General features: G+C 38.7%; 15 protein-coding genes. 8 read left to right on the forward strand and 7 right to left on the reverse strand.

From position 1 onward, the window contains the following. Positions 1-111: 111 nt before the first annotated feature. The 4 genes from H6G69_RS04380 to rpaB all read right to left on the reverse strand — a co-directional run bounded on the left by H6G69_RS04380 (position 112) and on the right by rpaB (position 5,706). Complete coding sequence (locus H6G69_RS04380; protein ID WP_190682180.1) at positions 112-1,968, reverse strand: iron uptake porin; 1,857 nt, start codon at positions 1,966-1,968, stop codon at positions 112-114. A 1,022-nt stretch (positions 1,969-2,990) separates the two neighbouring features. Further along, positions 2,991-3,434 (reverse strand): hypothetical protein, encoded by a 444-nt coding sequence (locus H6G69_RS04385; protein WP_190682184.1) that lies wholly within the window; start codon positions 3,432-3,434, stop codon positions 2,991-2,993. Positions 3,435-3,859: 425 nt separating this feature from the next. Further along, the gene (locus tag H6G69_RS04390) at positions 3,860-4,249 is read right to left on the reverse strand and encodes a CAAD domain-containing protein (protein WP_190682186.1); all 390 of its coding nucleotides are present in this window, start codon (positions 4,247-4,249) and stop codon (positions 3,860-3,862) included. A gap of 725 nt (positions 4,250-4,974) precedes the next feature. After that, a complete protein-coding gene (rpaB, locus tag H6G69_RS04395; RefSeq protein ID WP_190682934.1) occupies positions 4,975-5,706 on the reverse strand; it encodes a response regulator transcription factor RpaB in 732 nt (243 codons plus the stop codon). A 1,501-nt stretch (positions 5,707-7,207) separates the two neighbouring features. On the opposite strand from rpaB, the gene H6G69_RS04400 reads away from it, so the two are divergent. Continuing rightward, entirely contained in the window at positions 7,208-7,555 is a 348-nt protein-coding gene (locus tag H6G69_RS04400; RefSeq protein WP_190682190.1) for a hypothetical protein, read from the forward strand. A gap of 162 nt (positions 7,556-7,717) precedes the next feature. Further along, complete coding sequence (crtC, locus tag H6G69_RS04405) at positions 7,718-8,650, forward strand: cyanoexosortase C (protein WP_190682193.1); 933 nt, start codon at positions 7,718-7,720, stop codon at positions 8,648-8,650. A gap of 72 nt (positions 8,651-8,722) precedes the next feature. Here crtC and H6G69_RS04410 read toward each other — a convergent pair whose 3' ends face one another. Both H6G69_RS04410 and H6G69_RS04415 read right to left on the reverse strand, forming a co-directional pair. Then, a complete protein-coding gene (locus tag H6G69_RS04410; RefSeq protein ID WP_190682197.1) occupies positions 8,723-9,838 on the reverse strand; it encodes a Gfo/Idh/MocA family protein in 1,116 nt (371 codons plus the stop codon). A gap of 239 nt (positions 9,839-10,077) precedes the next feature. Then, positions 10,078-10,683, reverse strand: coding sequence for a DUF4360 domain-containing protein (locus tag H6G69_RS04415; RefSeq protein ID WP_190682200.1), 606 nt, complete (start codon positions 10,681-10,683; stop codon positions 10,078-10,080). 846 nt (positions 10,684-11,529) lie between these two features. On the opposite strand from H6G69_RS04415, the gene H6G69_RS04420 reads away from it, so the two are divergent. Further along, complete coding sequence (locus tag H6G69_RS04420; RefSeq protein WP_190682203.1) at positions 11,530-11,934, forward strand: response regulator; 405 nt, start codon at positions 11,530-11,532, stop codon at positions 11,932-11,934. Between the two features lie 147 nt (positions 11,935-12,081). Here the strand turns inward: H6G69_RS04420 and lepA are convergent, their stop codons facing one another. Continuing rightward, entirely contained in the window at positions 12,082-13,893 is a 1,812-nt protein-coding gene (gene lepA, locus H6G69_RS04425) for a translation elongation factor 4 (protein WP_190682206.1), read from the reverse strand. Positions 13,894-14,383: 490 nt separating this feature from the next. On the opposite strand from lepA, the gene H6G69_RS04430 reads away from it, so the two are divergent. The 5 genes from H6G69_RS04430 to H6G69_RS04450 all read left to right on the forward strand — a co-directional run bounded on the left by H6G69_RS04430 (position 14,384) and on the right by H6G69_RS04450 (position 20,794). Next, positions 14,384-14,620, forward strand: a complete 237-nt coding sequence (locus H6G69_RS04430; RefSeq protein WP_190682209.1) for a hypothetical protein — start codon at positions 14,384-14,386, stop codon at positions 14,618-14,620. A 158-nt stretch (positions 14,621-14,778) separates the two neighbouring features. After that, the gene (locus tag H6G69_RS04435) at positions 14,779-16,536 is read left to right on the forward strand and encodes an ATP-binding protein (protein WP_190682212.1); all 1,758 of its coding nucleotides are present in this window, start codon (positions 14,779-14,781) and stop codon (positions 16,534-16,536) included. Positions 16,537-16,852: 316 nt separating this feature from the next. Beyond that, entirely contained in the window at positions 16,853-17,083 is a 231-nt protein-coding gene (locus H6G69_RS04440; protein WP_062293460.1) for a NifU family protein, read from the forward strand. Between the two features lie 141 nt (positions 17,084-17,224). After that, a complete protein-coding gene (locus H6G69_RS04445; protein ID WP_190682215.1) occupies positions 17,225-19,459 on the forward strand; it encodes a glycoside hydrolase in 2,235 nt (744 codons plus the stop codon). A gap of 243 nt (positions 19,460-19,702) precedes the next feature. Further along, positions 19,703-20,794 carry a serine/threonine-protein kinase gene (locus tag H6G69_RS04450; RefSeq protein ID WP_190682217.1) on the forward strand — a complete coding sequence of 364 codons (1,092 nt, stop codon included), beginning with the start codon at positions 19,703-19,705 and terminating at the stop codon, positions 20,792-20,794. The last annotated feature ends 286 nt before the right edge of the window (positions 20,795-21,080 follow it).

The following is a 21,080-nucleotide window of genomic DNA, read 5'->3' on the forward strand; positions in this document are numbered from 1 at the left end:
TTCGCGCAAAGGCGCAAAGGCGCAGAGAATTTTATCTGTGCCTTTGTGCCTTTCTTGATTAATGGTTTTTTCCTTACACCCTACACCCGCGCCCCAAAGGGGCTTCGGTCATTAAAATGTGAATGTAGTGCGGAGTACGCCAACGGTTGTTGTATCGTTATTGCTGTTACCCTCTGGGTTAAATAAAACAAACGCACCAGGAGTAATGCTAATGTTATCGCTCACTTTCAGGCGATAATAAGCTTCTAAATGATAAGGAGTAGCGCGATTATCACCTGCTGGTGTCAGTACTGCACTGCCACTCGCATCACTACGATAAAGCGGTTGACCAAAAATAATCCCCGCCGCATTTCCAGTCTTGAATAAATCATTAAAGTGAAGTCCTACCATCCAACTAGTAAAGGTAGTAGACGCATCGATACTATTAGATGAAGCATCAACAAAGATCGCTGCTCCGTAGCCAGATAAAGCTATCTTGGGAGAAAAACGCCATGTTACTGTACCCCCCACAGAATTGAGTGTGACAGGTGTACCCACCGAAACGCCAGCTAAAGCACCGATGTCACTGCTAATTAATCCTGTACCTAAAATATTGATTTCGTGATAACTGTGAGCGTAGTTTAAGCCAACATCTAAATCACGAAATGGTTTGAAGGTTAACTGTGCAGCTATAACACTACTACCGCTAAACACACCAGCACCCAAAGGTGTAGTAGAAACGCCTGAACCTGGTATTGCTTCATCAGGTGATTTTTGGGGCAAGTTGGCATTAACACTGCCGTATAAAGCGCGAAAATCTAAATTTGGGGAAATATTAAAAATAAATCCGGCTGCTGATGCTAGACCAGTACCCGAAGTTCCGCCAGAGACACGTAACACCGGATTTAAATTCGCAAACCGAGAAATTGATTCCTGTCCTTCACCATAAAAAGGTGTAATGGCAGGAAAAGCATCAGATGTTTCCGCCGCAGTTCCCGCAAAGACAGTAAATTTGTTACTAATAGGCGTAATGTACAGTAATTTATAAAGCTGGACACTGTTTGCCCCAACGCTCGATAAATTACTCACATTCAAACCAGGAAACTGAGGTTCAAAACTTGTACGCGCGCTACTTGCACTCAGTACAGGTGAAGCTAATCCCAAACTCCTTTGCAAGCTACCCTCGCCAGTAGTACCACCCAAAAAATTATAAGCTTGCAAGCCAGTAATTAATAAGTCTTTACCTGTAAAGCTGGTTGTGAGATTTAACCGCACTCTGTTGACAAGGATGATGTTAGAATCACTACCACCAGGTGCGCCGCCAGTAGCACCAACACCAGCAATAATCGCTTCACCGTTGAGTTTAGTCGTAGTAGAAAACTGATTAGCTTCTAGTTCTGAGGTGCGCGCTTCTAAAGCATCTACTCGACCTCGTAATGTCGCTAATTCTGCGGCAAATTGTTCTTGCAGTTTTTGTAAGGTTGCTAAATCTTCTTTTTTAACTAAATCAGTAGTTGCAGTGGCAATTAGTTCATTGATGCGTTCTAAACAAGCGTTTAAGCCAGCAGCAAATTCATAGCGAGTCATCGCCCGATTGCCGCGATAGGTACTATTAGGATAACCAGCAATACAACCATAGCGCTCGACCAAAGATTGTAATGCTTGAAATGCCCAATCATTCGGTTGCACATCAGATAATTGAGATACAGATGTGACTTGTGCAAGTTCCTTTGATGGTTGGGAAGAATTAGCATCAGAATCTGTTGCTAAAACCGCATTTTGCTCTGGTTGAGCGACAGATGATAAATCAGGAGTATTGGCATTGTCACTAATGAGCAATTCACTTTGTTGATGATTGCTACTAGTTTGATTAATTTCTGAATTTTTATCTGCTAAATCTGCATTTGTTAATGCTTGTACAGGTAATAAACCACTAATAAGGCACACTAAAGCTATCCCACTAGGAAAAGCTAGCAGATATTTTGCCATAATCACTCCCTATGCTATGTGAAATATTCAAAACTTGAGGGCAATGTTTTAACGCTATTGAACAATTAATTTAAAGCAGTTTTAGCAAGCTAATCTTACTAACTTTAAATTTCAAATTAAATAATTAGTTTTGCTTATTTAGCTAATCAAAACATAAGTTTTTATCATTTTTGCCGCATCAAATTATAGTAAATACTATTTTTGGAGATAATTAACAATCAAATCTATTGATAATTTCTATGGTTATCATAGTAAAATATTTATAATAACAGAGTAGTTTTATGTTGTGTGAGTGGTCTTGAAGCGCAAATTACCACTGTTGTAGGTATAGCAAAGTGCTGAGTACTGAGATAGCATCCAATCTGTGTTGTATGCGGGATGATTTCACGTAGAGGAGAATACTGGCGTGGGCGATTTTTCCACGCCAGTTGCCACAACGGGGAGACAACTGCGTGGTGATACCATTTCACGAAAATCCTGAATATAGATCCAGTAAGGATTCAGCACCCAGAAGTCAGAAGTCAGAATTTAAGAGTAATTTAAAATGATTGGTCTATTGTTACCCTGAAAAAAGAGATTAAGTCTTCTATAGCGTTTCCTAGTCTGCTGAAGTACAAATCTCTGCGTACCTCTGCGCTTAACTCTGCGACCCTCTGCGTTTCAAAATATTACCTGTACCTCACTTAACTGGGAATCGCTATAACATTTTTGTTACTGGATTTTGACGGATGTATACTTACTAAACCCATTGGTTTTTAATCCTTTCTTCCTGTCCCCCGGCGACAGACTTCTGAGGTCTTATTTATTCTTTTTGGCAATTGACATAAAAATCTGGCGTTGCTGATTAATGGGATGATTTTTATCTCACGCAGAGGCAAGGTAGCGCGTTGGGCGGCTCTGCCGACTTGTTCGCTGAAAGCGTTCCCGCAGGGTAGCGACTGCCGCGCAAAGACTCAAAGAGCAAGAGTTTTAAAAGTAGAATTTTATGATTTCATACCGCATTTAGGCAACGCCAAAAATCTTTATTTACCAGAGCAATAACCATTAATTTCGGAGACTATTGCACTTTCGTCACTGCTACTTTTGCTGAGAGTTGCTAAAGAAGCATTGGCAGCTTTGAGATTTTTTTTATCAATAGCTGCTGCGGTATCTCTTAAACCTTTGCTAGTATCTTGATAAAGTTTGAGAAAGCGTCCTTGAAAGCCTTGTAATTTTTCATCTTTAATTACTAATGCTTTCATTTCATTAGTAATTGTGTCTATTTTACTAGCCACTTCTGTCAAGGCTTTAGAGCCTTTTTCCCGTTGGGGGTTTTTACTAAATTCTTGACTTAGACTCACTGCTTGATTAGCAACTTTAATAATTTTGTTGCATTGGGCAACTTTACTTTCTCCACAACCTGTAAACAAAAATGCGATCATTGCAGTCATTGAAAGCATAGCAGTTTGTTTAAAAAGACCTTGCATTTTTAAGATATCTCCTTACTATATTGAAGGGAAAAGAAAGATTAAGTCAGAAATAGCAAGAATATTAATGATAATTAGGATTTTCAGGAATGATTTAATTTTTGCTTCTAACTTGCTTTCAGTCCTGATAAGTTATACTGCAAGATTCTTTTTATGCGTCTTAAATACTATTAATTTAATAAAAATTTATATTTATTGAAAAAATAAAACTCCAGCTACTTGAGGCAAATTTAGCAGAGAAATCGAAACAAAAGTTAACAAATTAATCTAACAGGCGATCGCATCAGATACTTATAAAGTACTATGTTTGCTGCGATCAACAGTAATTGCAGCAAACATTTGTGCCGATAGTTGCGTTGACATATCTCTAAATTTTTAATCCTTCCAGACCTCAACTTTTCGGAGGTTGGTGTCATCATGTAAAGTTAAGACCTCTCACTATTCTCTGCCAAAAAATAGCGAGAGACAAACCAACTTACATAACCAATTCCAACTAGTTCAAAAAATGTAGCGACTACAGGTAGTTGGTTCACTGTATTTATGACTGCTACCACAAATCTCAGCCCGACTAACATTACTACTAGTACAGCAAAGCTCATGACTTGCAGCTGATATTCCCGACAAAATTCCACTATCCTTTTTGGTAATTGCTGCCAAAAATCAGAAATCTTGCTGCCATTATTTGATGCTTGGGGATGTGCAGCATTAGCCTTGGATATTTTCGCTAGACTACCTGGCTCTGAACTTTGAACTGTCATTATGTTATCGGCAGTATGAGGATTACTATATTCTTGTTGTTGAATCTGGGTTTCCATAATTATGTATAAAAATATTGTCTAGTTGATGTGTTAATACTATTTGGGCATTTTTTGATTTATTCATCATCAGCCAATTGATATAAAGTCAAGCGAAAATTAAAAATTTGAACATTGCCATCTTAATCATATATCACTTACTTGTACTACTCTCTCCCAGGCAAATAGTACAATAACCGAGATTTTATTTGCTTAGATAACAGTAAGTGCCTTAGGTCTTGCTATCTACGCTTTATTTTATCTCAACTGATGTGTTAATTAAAATTTGACCAAATAAAAAACCTCGGTGAAACAAACCGAGGTAGAAACGAAAGAGAAGGTCGAACAACATGGAAAAAATAGATGAAAATTATAAGAGGCAATTTATATTTGCAAAAAACAAATACCGAATTTAATTTATCTGCGACTAAATAAAAATTTTAGTCAACTGATAAATTCATATCCTAGACTATTCGATTTTAGCGATAAAAAGTGTAGAGATTAAAGCATAACTCGCAAACAGCATCAACATTGGCAACATATCAAACTCCTTGTGCCATCACGTAGCACTTAAAATTGTTATGCTTTTAATTTATCAATCATTTGAATTTTATACCTCTGCTGAAAAGGCTATTTTAGGCAATGTCTAAAGATTGATTAGAACTTAAAAAATTAAGCTTTATCAGCAAGTTGAGCTATATCTCTAGAATTATTTACCTGTATGTTATTTGAGCAATGCTTAATGATTATTGCTTGTGTCTTGATTCCATAAATGGTTGAAAAAGATAACCGCTACCTCTAGCTGTCAAAAGCAGTTTGGGGTTGTTTGGGTCGTCTTCTAATTTGGCGCGTAAGCGATAGATATGCACATCTACTACTCTTGTATCTACACGATCTTCTGAAGTGTAGCCCCACACCTGCTGCAAAATCTCACTCCGAGAAAAAACTTCTCCAGAATGGCTAACTAGCCATTCTAATAAGCTAAATTCTACACCCGTCAACCGAAGGCGCTCGTTATCTTTGTAGACTTGTCGCTTGTTCGTATCAATGATGATTTTGCCCAGATGTATTATTCCTGGACTAGAAGCGTTACTGGCTCTAGTTTTCTTGAGTCGTTTTAATACTCTGGCTATGCGTGATTCTAACTCTTTAGGTGAAAATGGTTTAACTACATAGTCATCAGCACCAATTTCTAAGCCAGTAATGCGATCGCATATATCTCCCAAGGCTGTTAGCATAATAATTGGGACATCAGACTCTTTACGTAACTCTTGACATACTTCATAGCCATCTAGCCTTGGTAGCATGACATCCAAAACTATTAAATCAGGATCGTAAGCTCGAAAAGCTTCTAAAGCTTCTTCTCCATTACTAGCTGAAATTACGTCATAGCCAATCATAGATAGGCGCGTTTTTAATATCTGACGAATGCTGGGTTCGTCGTCTACCACTAATATTTTTTCTTTATTAGTTGCCAACTTTGTCAACATTCCTTTATTACGAAAAATTTTGACTTTTAATATCCTTATCTAATTAGAGAAAACCCACATTTTTATCCTAACTTTGAAGGTTTAATTACTAGGATAACTGTTTATCTGCTAACTTTTACGGATTTTGGTTTAGCATAGATAGCCTACTATCTTTCTATATTATATAGCAGTCTAGGCAAGAGTTACATTCAAATCTCTTGCTTATCATCCCTGAATATTTTCTATATTTCAGTAGTTAATAATATTAAAATCCTGTTATAATAGATAATTAGCTCATTTTTTATTTATTACTTAAAAAATAGTTGTATTAAACCAAGTAATTCTATCAAAATTTATAAATAAAGTTTATTTTGGCTAAATTCACGTTTGAATAGTTATTAATTACTTTATTTTTAGGGATTTCAAAAGTTTACTTCTTGTATCTAGCCGTACTAAATAAAAAGTTAACAAATTTACTACCTACCTTCTTACTCTTTGAGTAATTTATAAATCAAATAATATTGATATATCTATTTACTATTATATAAAAATAGGGAAAGTATTAACTTTCCCTAGAGTCATCTTTTCTACTAAACTCCCACATTTAGTAGCAATAGCTCTTATAGCCCATTTAGTTGCTTACATTATTATTAAAGCTCATATTTTAAAAAAAATATCTGGCTAAAGTCACTAATCTAAACATGACTTTAGTCATAACTCTAAACATACACATAACATAAATTTATTGCTAAATTAGTTCTTATCTCTAATCTAGTAAAGAAATATAATTTTGTTACTAAATCTGATTTTTTAGATAGATAAGAGAAAAAAATATGGTTGGCACCGTATTGATTTGTTAAACTCAATATTAATAGCGACTGAGAAAATCAGTTTTGCTACTGCGGAACTTTATCCAATTCAAAATCAGTAAAAAGACACAAATAAACTTAATTAGACAATTTTTGGACAAAATAGCTAAAAAACTCTTATTTGATGACTTTTTTCTCCTGCCTTGTCTTATAGACAATTATTTATGTCCCTTTACTGAGAATGCTTTTTTTGAGTAAAACATTTTTATTATTTCAACCCAGTCATTCGTTTCAGCTATTAGCTGCTTGGACAATTATGCTGATACAAGCATAGCTTTGATTTGCAATTGTTGTAATACATAATTTTCTCTTAAGAGATATACATTTATGTTTGTATCCGCTTAAATACTCAAACATAATTTCTCCGTGTTTTGTTAATAGCTGTTCATTAGCATACAAATATTTTGCTAATTATATTTTTGATTAAAAATATCTAGCAAAAAAACAAATATTCTATCTATAGAATGAGGAATTTACTATGTTGTATACAACTATAGACAGATGAACAAATATTAAACTTTCAGGAAAAATTAGTACCTAAGTTGTAGTAATACTTATCCAATAAAAAATAGAAATTTTTAAGGAGAATAATATCTATGAAGTTGAAAACCGTATGTTTAAGCATAGCGGTAGCTACATCTATGGCTACAAGTATTATATTTGTTCCTCAAGATTATGCACAGGCTCAAAATACCCCAAATCAATCTACACAAGCAAATTCCAGGACATCTAGAAATTTGGAAGTTAAATGGTTTTTAGGATTTCTACCCTGGTTCACATGGAATAATAATCCTAATAATTCTGGTCGCTATAATTCTGAGAATTACTCAAATAATCCTCCAGTCATCAATACTGCTAATCGCAACAGAACGAAGGACGGAAATCATAGGGATGTGCCTGTACCTATTTTAATTCCAGGGTTAGCTGCTTTAGGTTTAAGCTTAATACGCAAAAATCGCCAAGAACAAAAGCAGATGGAGCTAGAATAAATTATTTGTTGACTTCTAAAATAACAACAGTGAGAACAATCATAATTGTCTCACTGACATCTAGCTTTACTTTTAAGTAAATTTTATTTAGCTAATTTTAGGTAATTATAAAGTAGATTGATTAGTTTTTTTACTTAATTTATAGCTAATAAACACAGAAATATGATTTATTGGAATTTTTACAAAAGATATATTTTGATTATCAAAAAAATATTAATTTTATTTTATAAAAGCCTGCACAATCGGATTGTTTTTTGTGGTCTAATTGTAGGTTTATACTATTATTTATTTTCTTGGTTAAAGACACTGATACTGTTCTCAATAAGTGGGATGACGTTCCCTTTGTTGACTGCTACTGCGGCTTACCTGGCACTACAGGAGCTATGGCAAAAGAAAAATAAACTTACTCATTTCAATCCAGGAACTATGCAACGACGGCTAGGGCATAGTTTAATTTTATTTGGAGTTGGTCTTTTTCCTCTTAGTCTTCACAAAGGGTGGTCTCAGGCATTAGTTTGGTTGGTAATTTTAGTAGGTATTATTCTTAGTACTTGGGGAATAACATTTTTTAAATACTATAAACGAACAATTGTTTTGATACTTTTAAGTATCTATCCTGGGATATATCTTTTACCCACATATTTATGGCGAGCCTTAACTCCTGAAAGAACAATGGATTACATCCAAGCTTGGAGTGCAAATTTAACACTTCAGATGATAGGGTATCCGAGCAATTTAGATGGAACATTGGTGAAATTGCCTACAGGTAGTATAGAAGTTGGATGGGGCTGTAATGGATTTGATTTGATAGTATTAATGTTGATGACTAGTCTGTTAATAGGTATTGCTTACAGACTTAAGAGTTTACATATCATCAAAATATGCTTTTTAGGATGCGTTTTAGCTTTCACTTTCAACACGGCTCGGATTGCATTACTGGCAATTGCTGTTGCGTATTGGGATGGAAGCTCATTTGATTTTTGGCATAATGGCTGGGGTGGACAAATTTTTTCAGCAGCTATGTTTACTGCTTACTATTACCTGCTTATGCACATGCGTCTACTAAATTTTCCGCACACATCTAAGTTGCCATAAGCAGGGAGCTTATGAAGAGGGAGAGAAAGAGTTTTGTCTTTCTCTTTCCAGAATCCAAAATCTCAAGCTGCTTTAAGAATCACCGGAGGGTGAAGCTGCATGAATTAAGTCTGGCTTTCCTTGATTGTCAGGACGTTTGATAGTTTGTGCTGAGGTAGGATGTTGAGAACGTTCGAGGGTTTCTACTTTTACAGGTTGACCTGTTTCAATGGATTTGTAGAGTGCTTGAATAATCCGAACATCGTTTAATCCTTCTGTTCCAGATGGCTCTGGGTCTTGATTTTGGAGAATACAATCTGAGAAATAGGTGAATTCAGCTGCTAGCTGATCGTGTTTTTCAAAGTTACGCTCTTGGGTTTCTCCATTAATAGTTAAGTAGTGTTTGATTTCTCCATGCCATGTATAGGCAGATTCTAATCGCAAGTCGCCTTTAGTTCCTACAACTTGATAAGTAGAAACTTTTGCGGCTCCAAAGCTACAGGTAAATGTTGCTAGTTTTTCGTTGGGAAAGAGCATAATCACGCTGCTCATTTCTTCGACTTCGCTGAAGCGTTGTTCTCCTTTATTGGCCGCGACAGCAAACACTTCAGTTGGTTCATCTTGAAATAGATAGCGTACAGCATTAATGCAATAAATACCGATATCGTAGATTGTGCCGCCACCAGTGACATCTCGCAAACGAATATTGCCTTCGTCTACTACTTGTTGCGAGAACACAGAGTTAAAAATCCGTGGTTCACCAATTTGCTGCGATCGCACAATTTCTACAGCTTGCAAGTTAGCTGGTTCTAGATGCAATCGATAAGCAATCATCAGTTTGACATCGTTATCTTTTGCCGCCTTCATCATTTCCTCGCACTCTTGCTCGGTTACAGCCATTGGCTTTTCACACAGCACATGAATAGCCTGATTTGCCGCTCTGACAGTGTATTCACAATGTAAGTGATTGGGTAATGCAATATATACTGCATCAATTTCTCCACTTGTCAAACAATCTTCATATTCCTCATAAGAATACTTATGTTGAATTTTGTACTTTTTGCTCAGTTCTTCCAGTTTTTTTGGGTCATCAGAAACCAAAGCAACTAATTCAGAATTTTCGGTATTAGCAAATGCAGGTAAGGCGGCTTCTTGAGCAAACCACCCTAAACCAACAACTGCGTAACGAATTTTATTTTTCTGTGTCATGGTTAGACCTCTTGATGAAGAACTTTCTAGAAAAAATCACTCTTTTAAAGTGATTAACTTTCTGAAGTCTTTCATCATGCTGATGAGGGAGAGGCTAATCATACTTAGGAAATAGAGCAAATACGGGTAGTGAGAGAAAAGCAATCTCTTGTTTGAATAGTGTTGGCTAAGAATGCGATCGCACTTTTCACCAGCACTATTCAAGTTCAAGGTTGATTAACTCCTCGTTTTTAAGCTATCTAACGACACTGACGATATTTGACGTGATACACCAACCCGCGATGAGCTAGGTCAAAAGAATCAACCGTTGCCATACCTCCTCCATTAGCAGTCATAGCTGCATTCACACGCATATTTACACTGTCGCCACAGCGTGACCAAACATCAGCAACAGTCACTAGTTGATCTCGAACGTTGTAGTCAGTTTCGCCACGAAATGTCCGAGAAAAAACTGGGCCACGTTGACCTGCAAAAAAGTATTCTGCTCTTAGTCTGCCAGTAGTACTAGGAGCAACATAGCCACGGTAATCAGCATCGTAGAGAGAAATTTGGAATCCTTGAGGCACTTTAATAGGAATGCTCAAGTTACAACTTTTACGCCTTTCTGATGATTTATTTCCTACAGCAATAAACTGATCAAAGAGAATACTTAATTCTTGACCATCAGGACTCACGCTCACACTAGCAGAGCCATCAGGGCAACCGTTCCCACCATATTCTGCACCCATAATTTCAACTTTGTCACTAGCAAAAGCAGGGCCAACAGAAGCTGTCATTAATACTGCACCTGCTAAAAAAGATTTCACAAAGTTGATAGATGTTTTCCTGATATTTTGACTATTCATAACTCACCTAAATTGAGTAAAGAAACATTGTTTAGAGCAAATTTTCCATTGCAGATTTCGGACAATATTTCGCACTTTTCAGCTTAATTTTGCGAAATATTGCCAGACAAAATCTATGGCTAATTTTCAAAAAATTGCCACAAAGTATTTGTCAAAATGCTTTTACGAGCAGTAACAAATAGCGGTTTATTACCACGACAAATCTCTGTATTGCTTTACCAGCAATACTTATAAGACATCATCTTGAAGGCTAATAGCAGTAATTAAAGACTAGGAATTTTACTTCTAGCCTCATATCTACTTCCTCCGCAGATAATGAGCAATTTAATTTTCGAGTTCCATTGATATGTGCTAATACCAAATCTAATATTTCTGAGTTGGTATCATGTTTGGCGTGTGTGCCTTGACTGCAAGTGATTATTGTTTGTTCCCAAAAATTCTCATAGTAATATCACAATTTTTATTACTGAATTATTTAGGATACATACTACTTATAATAATGTGTAATTTAGTTTACTTGCCGCACACTGTTCGTTGTATAATTTACTTAATAAAATAAAATTTTTGGGAATAATTACTGATATTAATGTAGTAATAAAAACTGCAATTTAGATTATCTGATTGGTCTTTGTTACCTATAAAATATAATTAGTGCCAGCCAAGCAAACTGATACATAGTCATTAAAAAATTAGAACTATATAAAAATTTTTACGATTTGAAGACTTTACATAAACCCTATTCCGTAGGCGTTAGAGCATCATCCTAAACAAAGCAATATTCAATTATTTTTGGCATCTGACATTTTTATATCAGTATCCCTAAAACACACAGAAAATATATTTTTTATGCAATCTGATTTTCCACTGGCTGGCTTAAGCATTCTCGTAGTTGAGGATGATGATGATAGCCGCTTTTACATTGCTACTGTATTAGAAGCAGATGGAGCTACGGTTGTAGCCGTTGCATCAGCCCTAGAAGCGTTGAAAGTGTTACCTGAATTGCAACCTGATGTCTTAATTAGTGATATTAGTATGCCTGGGGAAGATGGCTACAGCTTGATTCGCAAAATCCGCGCACTCAAACCAGATTTTGGTGGACGAGTGTTAGCTATTGCTTTAACAGCGTATGGCGATCGCGAAAGTTGTGTTTATGCCTTAGAATGTGGTTTTCAGACTCATGTTTCTAAACCAGTTGACCCAGAGGAATTAGTTGAAATTGTCGCTAATTTGGTCGCCTCTTGTAATTGGTAAGTATGTAATACGCTCCGGCTCAGAAATTGACTGGTGAACAAGCGCGGAACACTTCAAAAAACAAAAGGAATGTAAAGAAAATATCCAAGACTCTCTTACACATTCCTGAGGTTATTTCTGAAAAGAATATAGCTAATAACAGCCTAATTAATTTTGGTCTAAACGCAGGACTGCCATAAATGCTTCTTGGGGTACATCGACTGTACCTACAGCCTTCATCCGTTTTTTACCTTTGGCTTGCTTCTGCAATAGTTTCTTCTTCCGGCTGATGTCACCACCGTAACACTTGGCGAGTACGTCTTTGCGTAAGGCGGGGATGTGTTCGCTGGCGATGACTTTGCTACCAATGGCGGCTTGAATTGGCACTTTAAATTGATGGCGGGGAATCAATTCTTTGAGTTTTTCAGCCATTGACCGCCCGACATTATAAGCTTTGTCACGGTGGACAATCATCGCTAAGGAATCAACGGGGTCGCCGTTAATCATGATATCCAACTTCACTAGCGGATTTTCGCGGTAGCCGATGAGATGATATTCCATACTGGCATAACCGCGCGATCGCGATTTCATCTGGTCAAAAAAGTCGGTGACAACTTCTGCTAAAGGTATCTCATAGGTCAAGGTGGTGCGCCCTTGGGTGAGATATTTCATATCTTTGAAGACACCGCGCCGATTTTGTGACAACTCCATCAGCGTACCGACGTAGCCCTCTGGCGTAATCATTTCTACTTGGACGTAGGGTTCTTCGATTTTCTCTCGATCGTTGGGTGCAGGTAAATGGCTAGGATTATCAATATATAACTCTTCGCCTTTCACAGTAGTTACACGGTAAACAACTGAAGGCGCAGTAATAATTAAATCCAAGTCATACTCGCGTTCTAAGCGTTCCTGCACGATTTCCATGTGCAGCAAGCCCAAGAACCCACAACGGAAGCCAAAACCCATCGCGCTCGAAGTTTCTGGTTCGTAGTGCAGTGCGGCATCATTCAGTCTGAGCTTTTCTAAGGCTTCGCGCAAGTCTTCAAATTGGTCAGCATCAATGGGGAACATCCCGCAAAAAACCATCGGGTTAGCTTCGGTGTAACCAGGTAAAGGTTCTTCTGCTTTAGCATTAGATAAAGTAATGGTATCACCCACCCGTGCATCAGCTACGGCCTTGATAGCTGCTGCCAAATAACCTACTTCCCCGGCGTGCAGTTCATCAACTTGCTTTTGCGTGGGAGAAAGGACACCCAACTCGTCGATTTCGTACTCTTTGCCAGAAGCCATGAGATAAACGCGATCGCCTTTTTTCACGCGCCCATCCATCACCCGGAAGTAGACAATTACACCTCGGTAGGAGTCGTAATAGCTATCAAAAATCAACGCCCTTAAGCGTTCATTTACTGTGTCGGGTGCGGGCGGAATCCGTTCAACGATCGCCTCTAAAATCTCATCAATCCCAATCCCTTCTTTTGCCGATGCTAAAATTGCCCCACTGCAATCTAGACCGATAATTTCTTCAATTTCACCAATTACCCGGTCTGGTTCTGCACCAGGCAGGTCAATTTTATTCAAAACTGGAATAATTTCCAAATTATGCTCTAATGCCAAGTAGACATTCGCCAAAGTTTGTGCTTCTACACCTTGTGACGCGTCTACAACCAACAATGCCCCTTCACAAGCCGCTAAACTACGCGACACCTCATAAGAAAAGTCTACGTGTCCGGGAGTATCGATTAAATTTAATACATACTGCTGACCATCTTTAGCAGTGTAATTCATCCGGGCAGCTTGCAGCTTAATTGTAATGCCGCGCTCCCGTTCTAAATCCATATTGTCGAGAAACTGCTCCTTCATCTGCCGTTCATCAACAGTGCCGGTAGCTTGCAACAGGCGATCGGCTAGGGTTGATTTCCCGTGATCAATGTGAGCAATAATACAAAAATTGCGAATGCGAACTGCGGGAACGTCAGTCATATACTATCTTTGCTGAAGCAGCAACCAAGGTTATAAAGAGCGATTTACTTAATGTATTTTAATGCTTTCTTAGCCAAGACGCTGCTATGAAGTGTGAAGTGTGAAGTATGAAGTGTGAAGTAGGGTATAGAAGTACAGGGAAGGGACAATGACAAATGGCCAATGACTATTGACTAATAATTAAGTCTATTTTTCCTTACAAGTATTGATCAATCAGCAGCTTACAATGAATATATAAGTACATAGTGTAGATGTCGTGGGCAGTTACACTCTGTAAATGCTCAAATCTACTGATTTACTGACAAAATTTCTAAAGCGTTGTCTAGCCATTTCTATGAATGTTGCCACTTAAAACATTATGTTGTTACTTTTGGTAAGATTTCGGGGAACTATGTAAGCATACCTTGAAGATTTGTCAGTAAACGAACCCGAAAGTGAGTAGAAATACTTTACAAAGCTTTAGACAAAACAATCTCAGAGTATAAAACCTATGAATATGAAAGAGAAAGCTACCGACGCGGAACAAAGACAAACCGATAAGGTAGAAATCGCTGTCCGGCTAGATTCCGAGTTACTAGAGCAAATTCAACATCTCACCAATGACCCCAGCAAAGTCATTGAGGTAGCAATTCGTCAATGGTTGCGGGGCGAATTTTCTCGAGATGATGAATTAACTCGGACTCCTTATCGTACACCTGTGCCGCCGAGGGGTGAATGGAATGATTAACATCCACAAAACAGCTTCTCTTAGAGAAAAAAACAAATTTCTAGTTTGTCAATCCGCCTTTTCAGAACAGCTAAAACACCCAATGTAAGTATGCAGAAGCTCTTAGCAGCTTGAGCAAAACTTTATTGAGTTGCCATTTGTCTACCCAACTCGATTAAATGACTATTACTGCCAACTCCCAATTGCCAAACTTATTTTCTCAAAATCAGGAAAACACAGCTAATCAGGCTAATGGCTCGTTACCAACTCTCAGTTCAGAGTTGGTATACACGCAAGATGGGACAGGACGCTACCTGACATTTTATTGGCAGCATAGCGAACTCCTAGGCTTAAACCCTGAGCAAGTAGTCAATGGCGACCATGAGGAAGAAACTTTTGCTCCCGTAGATAAGGTAGCCTATTTAGAAAAGGTACACCGAATTTTAGAAAGTTTGGTTCCAGAAAAGTTTCCATGTTGGTTTCGCTGCCACCAAGAGTTGTGTGAGTTGGAATTAGTAATTACGCCAATGATGCCGTCATTGGGAAATACTGCTAACACAGTTTTAGTTATGGGACGGTTATTGCAAGCAACAGTCCAAAAAGGAGCAGCAAGTACGGCATCAACAGTACCAAAACCAATCGAGTTGGCTTTGCGATCGCAACAACATCAAAAATTGGTAAATAAAATTACCAGGAACATTCGGCGAACCTTAGATTTAGACGTAATTTGGCAACAAACAGTAGATAGTTTGGGAAAAGCCCTAGGGCTAGAACGCTGTATTATTTGTCCTTATCAGCCCTTTAGCTCAAAAGTCCGGGTAATAGCAGAGTATCATCAGCCAGATCGCTCTTCGATGCTGGGCTTAGAAATAGATGTAACTTCTGAGCCTGCTTTTGCTCAAGCTTTAGCAACCCTTGAGCCGGTGGTGATGGAAGTACCGGGATATGCGCTATGTCCCCAGCAAAAAGTTTTGATAGTCGCCACCTGTTATCAAGACCAAGCAAATGGCTTAATAGCAGTAAGTCTGCGAGATGAATGTTACCCGTTAACAAATGCAGAGCTAGAATTAGCAGCAGAAGTAGCAGATCAATTAGGAACGGCGATCGCTCATGCTACCCTCTATAAAGAATTAGAAGCAGCGCGTCAAAAAGCCGAAGAAGCCTCCCGCCTCAAAAGCGAATTTTTGGCTAACGTTTCCCACGAAATTCGCACCCCCCTCAACGGCATGATAGGCTTTTTGAAGCTGATTCTAGAAGGGATGGCAGATGATCCGGAAGAACAACATCAGTTTCTTTTAGAAGCGCATCAATCATCCATCCACCTGCTCAACATCATCAATGATATTTTGGACATTGCCAAAATCGAAGCAGGCAAAATGGAACTAGATTGCGTTCCCGTCAATTTAGACGAGCTATTTTGTGGTGTAGAAAGTTTTATGCGTCCCCAAGCAGAAATGAAAAACCTCAGCTTCCGGATGCAAAGACCTTCAACAAGTGATGAAATTATCGTTCAAGGCAATTATCAACGGCTACTCCAAGTGATGCTCAACTTGGTCAACAATGCCATCAAGTTTACTCATGAAGGCGGCATCACCATCACCGCCGATATAGTCCAGAAAAAAATCAAATTCCAAGAACAACAACTCCCAGGGATGGTTAGAGTTAGAGTCGCTGACACCGGGATTGGTGTTTCGCTAGACAAACAAGACAAACTCTTTCAACTATTCTCTCAAGTTGATGGTTCCCGCACTCGTCAATACGGTGGTACTGGCTTGGGGTTAGCAATATCTCAAAAACTCATTGAAGCTATGGGTGGTGAAGTACATTTTTACAGCTTGGGTGAAGGACTTGGCTCTACCGTCACCTTCACAGTACCTTTATATCAACAACCTGTAATTGTATCGTCGGCTGACACCAACTTAGATTGTGCTTGCTAATTAGTAGAGAGTAGAGAATAGGGAGTAGGGGGTAGGTTGATGAACTTAAGAAAAAGAGTTGGAAAAAATTAAGAGTTTAGATACAAGGTTTTGAGCAAAACCCATTCACTCCACACCCTTATACCCAATCTCTACAACTAAGCTTTGTGCATAAGTTATAGCAAAGAAACAAAGACAACAGACAATCTAGGGGCAATTGGATCTAGGATTGATTTAACAAAGCTAAAAAACGAAATTCAAGGTATTGAGTTGGTAATAATTAAAGCTATACGCAACTCATACTCATTTATCGTCACTACTTCACAGGTCTAAAACAATGGAATTGACAATTGACAACGTAGAAACCGTTTTAGATGAAATGCGCCCTTATTTGATGTCTGATGGCGGTAATGTGGAACTTGTAGAACTTGATGGCCCTGTAGTCAGATTGCGGTTACAAGGTGCTTGTGGTTCTTGCCCAAGTTCCACAATGACCCTGAGAATGGGTCTGGAACGTCGCCTTAAGGAAATGATTCCCGAAATTGCTGAAGTCGAGCAAGTTATTTAGGGAGTAGTAAAAAAAGGTTGAAGGATGAAGTCTCAAGTATGAAATTTCATACTACCCTTTGGGAAGCCACCTCAAGGGTATCTATATACTTCATCCTTCATACTTCATACTTCATACTTTCCTCTTCCCCAATCACTGCTTATGTCCCATCCGCTTTACGTTGCTTTTATTTGGCATCAACATCAGCCGCTGTACAAATCTCCTGGCAGCGGCGTTTCAGTTTCATCAAGTCAGCAGTACCGCTTACCTTGGGTGCGTTTGCATGGTACGAAGGATTATTTAGATTTAATATTAATGCTGGAACGGTATCCAAAATTACACCAAACGGTGAATTTAGTACCATCTTTGATATTACAACTGGAAGATTACATTGCTGGTACTGCTTTTGACCCTTATTTAACAGCTAGTTTGACTCCGGTTGAGCAGTTAACACAGCAACAGAGAGAATTTATTGTTCAACACTTTTTTGATGCTAATCACCATACCTTAATTGATCCACATCCTCGGTATGGTCAGTTATATCAGCAACGTCAAGAGAAAGGGCAAGCTTGGTGTTTAGCAAATTGGGATTTGCAAGATTATAGTGATTTGCTGGCTTGGCATAACTTAGCTTGGATTGACCCTTTGTTTTGGGATGACCCAGAAATTGCCGCTTGGTTAAAACAAGGGCGGAATTTTACTTTAAGCGATCGCCAACGAATTTACTCAAAACAGCGAGAAATATTAAGCCGCATCATTCCCCAACACCGAAAAATGCAGCAAACAGGGCAGTTAGAAGTTACCACAACGCCCTACACTCACCCGATTATGCCTTTGCTAGCTGATACCAACTCCGGTCGGGTAGCTGTGCCAAATATGACATTACCCAAACGTCGGTTTCAGTGGGCAGAAGACATCCCGCGTCACTTACAAAAAGCTTGGGATTTATATAAAGACCGCTTCGGGCAAGACCCGCGTGGTTTATGGCCTTCTGAACAATCCGTCAGCCCGGCAACACTGCCCTACATTGTGAAACAAGGCTTTAAGTGGATTTGCTCAGATGAAGCTGTTTTAGGGTGGACATTAAAACACTTCTTCCACCGAGATGGGGCAGGAAACGTCCAGCAGCCAGAACTGCTGTATCGACCTTATCGCTTGACAACCCCAGCAGGTGATTTGTCTATTGTCTTCCGCGACCACCGTTTATCTGATTTAATAGGTTTTACTTATGGGTCAATGCCAGCTAAACAAGCTGCTGCTGATTTAGTGGGACACCTGCAAGCGATCGCTAAAAAACAAAGAGAAAACCCCAGCGAACAACCGTGGCTAGTCACCATCGCTTTGGACGGCGAAAATTGCTGGGAATTTTACCCCCAAGACGGTAAACTCTTGCTAGAAGCTTTATATCAAAGCTTGAGTAATGACCCGCAACTCAAACTCGTCACCGTCTCCGAATTCCTCGAGCAATTCCCCGCCACAGCCACAATTCCTGGAGAACAACTGCACAGTGGTTCTTGGGTAGATGGCAGCTTTACCACATGGATAGGCGACCCCGCCAAAAACCGCGCCTGGGACTACCTCACCGAAGCTAGAGAAATGCTCGCTAGTCATCCTGAAGCCACAGAAGAAAATAACCCCGAAGCTTGGGAAGCATTGTATGCTGCAGAAGGTTCCGACTGGTTTTGGTGGTTTGGTGAAGGACATTCTTCCAATCAAGATGCCATCTTCGACCAATTATTTCGAGAACACTTGTACGGCATTTATAAAGCCTTAAATGAACCCATACCTGCTTATCTCAGACAACCAGTAGAAGTGCATGAAGCTCGGGCAAATTATGTTCCACAAAGCTTTATTCACCCAATTATTGATGGCAGAGGCGACGAGCAAGACTGGGACAAAGCCGGACGTATAGAAATTGGTGGTGCAAGAGGCACAATGCACAACAGCAGCATTGTGCAAAGACTTTGGTACGGTGTAGATCACCTAAATTTTTATTTACGGATTGACTTTAAAAGTGGTGCTGTGCCAGGGCAGGATTTACCACCAGAATTAAATTTGCTGTGGTTTTATCCTGACAAGACAATGCACAACAGCCCAATTCCCTTAGCTGATGTACCAGATCAAGCCCCAACTAATTATTTGTACCACCACCAATTAGAAATTAACTTACTGACACAATCGGTACAATTCCGCGAAGCCGCAGAACACTATCAATGGCATCCCCGATTTAGCCGGGCCAAAGTAGCTTTCGACACTTGTTTAGAGTTAGCCGTGCCTTGGGCAGACTTGCAAGTGCCGCCAGATTACCCCTTGCGTTTGGTTTTGGTGCTAGCCGATGATGGACGTTTCTCTAATTATTTACCAGAAAATGCCCTCATTCCGATTGAAGTACCGTAGGGAAGTATGAAGTGTGAAGTCTGAAGTCTGAAACTGTCTATATCTTGTTTCAGCCTTCATTCTTTTTTGCCAGAAATCTAAGTAATCCAGATAAAGTGCTGTGAAAACTATAAATTTTTGATTGGAATTTCCCGAGGATATTTTGCGCCAGGTGAGAATTTTGCAAAGTTCCAGTAATGCTACTGGCAAAAAAATGTTTTTGTAGTTACATTGAAGACAACACGAAGTAACTGTCTTTGAGCCATGAATCGCTTTTCTGAAAAAATTACCAATTTTCAAGATGAGTACAGTTTACAAAAAAATCAACTGGCTCAGTTGTGTGGCTCAAAACAGTTATTCCGCGATCGCTATGCGATATTAAGAGTTTTAGGTAGAGGTGGTTTTGGGATTACGTTTTTAGCCAGAAACGCCCTATTACCCGGATATCCTTTATGTGTTATTAAACAACTGTGTCCGAAAACCACTAGTAGTAAAAGTTGGGAAAAAGCTTGTCAGCGTTTTGAACAAGAAGCGAAAACTTTGGCTCAACTAGGTAGCCATTCCCAAATTCCCATGCTTTTAGACTACTTTGAAAACAATGGTGAGTTTTACTTAGTGCAAGAATTTGTACGGGGCTATACTTTAGCACGGGATTTACAACGCAATGGCCCCAAAACAGAAGCAAAAGTAAAACAGTTTCTCCGAGAAATTTTACCAATCTTACAATACATACATCAAAATCGCGTGATTCATCGGGATATTAAACCGCAGAATTTGTTGCGTTGTGAAGATGATGGACGTTTAGTCATGATCGATTTTGGTGCAGTTAAAGAGAAATTGGTTGATAATGCGGACAGCTCTAACCATAAAACTGCATCTACTAATTTTGTCGGGACAATGGGGTTTGCACCTCCAGAACAATTCGCGCTACGTCCAGTTTTTGCTAGTGATATTTATGCGGTGGGAATGACTTGTCTATATTTGTTGACAGGTAAAGGGCCTTTAGATTTTGATCAAGATATCACAGGTGAAATTTGTTGGCAAAAAGAAGTCAATATTAGTGATAGCTTTGCCCAAGTTTTAGGAAAAATGGTGAAGTTTTCGTTAAGCGATCGCTTCAAAACAGTTGATGATGTAGTTAAGGCTTTAAATCAGGAAAATAACTTACAGAATCTAACTAACTGTTTAACTACTAAACCCCTCAGTAATACCCAGTATTTACCAAAAGAGCCAACTCCACAATACCTCTCACCTACAGCCAGAACTGCGATCGCAATTCGGGAATGGAAAGCTAAACTCAACAATAAACAATCAAATCGCCAGTTAAATTGTTACCTATCTTCTGTATCAAATTAAGATTTTGATCAGGGAAAAAGTACTGATAGCTAATATCAATTCCAGCAACTTCAAGTATTAATTTTGACGATGTATAAGTTAATCTATTTTGCTGGAACATATCAGAAATTCTACTAAAATCTGACGGTTTAAAATATTTTTACTGAGATTCATATATAATCGAGAAAATTAAAATAAGGACTCTCGTAGTTTTTCGATATTGAGGAAAACTCATTAGCATTTACCAAAATTAACTATAAAAGTAATTCCCCAGTCCCCAACACCAGCGTTATCTACCATATCTCCA

The sequence above is a fragment of the Nostoc sp. FACHB-110 genome (genome assembly GCF_014697425.1).
Taxonomy (GTDB): domain Bacteria; phylum Cyanobacteriota; class Cyanobacteriia; order Cyanobacteriales; family Nostocaceae; genus Nostoc_B.

Coding starts and splice junctions, on each gene's coding strand:
- H6G69_RS04380 (WP_190682180.1), bottom strand. CDS start 1,968: ATGGCAAAATATCTGCTAGCTTTTCCTAGTGGGATAGCTTTAGTGTGC.
- H6G69_RS04385 (WP_190682184.1), bottom strand. CDS start 3,434: ATGCAAGGTCTTTTTAAACAAACTGCTATGCTTTCAATGACTGCAATG.
- H6G69_RS04390 (WP_190682186.1), bottom strand. CDS start 4,249: ATGGAAACCCAGATTCAACAACAAGAATATAGTAATCCTCATACTGCC.
- H6G69_RS04400 (WP_190682190.1), top strand. CDS start 7,208: ATGGCTACAAGTATTATATTTGTTCCTCAAGATTATGCACAGGCTCAA.
- crtC (WP_190682193.1), top strand. CDS start 7,718: ATGATTTATTGGAATTTTTACAAAAGATATATTTTGATTATCAAAAAA.
- H6G69_RS04410 (WP_190682197.1), bottom strand. CDS start 9,838: ATGACACAGAAAAATAAAATTCGTTACGCAGTTGTTGGTTTAGGGTGG.
- H6G69_RS04415 (WP_190682200.1), bottom strand. CDS start 10,683: ATGAATAGTCAAAATATCAGGAAAACATCTATCAACTTTGTGAAATCT.
- H6G69_RS04420 (WP_190682203.1), top strand. CDS start 11,530: ATGCAATCTGATTTTCCACTGGCTGGCTTAAGCATTCTCGTAGTTGAG.
- lepA (WP_190682206.1), bottom strand. CDS start 13,893: ATGACTGACGTTCCCGCAGTTCGCATTCGCAATTTTTGTATTATTGCT.
- H6G69_RS04430 (WP_190682209.1), top strand. CDS start 14,384: ATGAATATGAAAGAGAAAGCTACCGACGCGGAACAAAGACAAACCGAT.
- H6G69_RS04435 (WP_190682212.1), top strand. CDS start 14,779: ATGACTATTACTGCCAACTCCCAATTGCCAAACTTATTTTCTCAAAAT.
- H6G69_RS04440 (WP_062293460.1), top strand. CDS start 16,853: ATGGAATTGACAATTGACAACGTAGAAACCGTTTTAGATGAAATGCGC.
- H6G69_RS04445 (WP_190682215.1), top strand. CDS start 17,225: ATGTCCCATCCGCTTTACGTTGCTTTTATTTGGCATCAACATCAGCCG.
- H6G69_RS04450 (WP_190682217.1), top strand. CDS start 19,703: ATGAATCGCTTTTCTGAAAAAATTACCAATTTTCAAGATGAGTACAGT.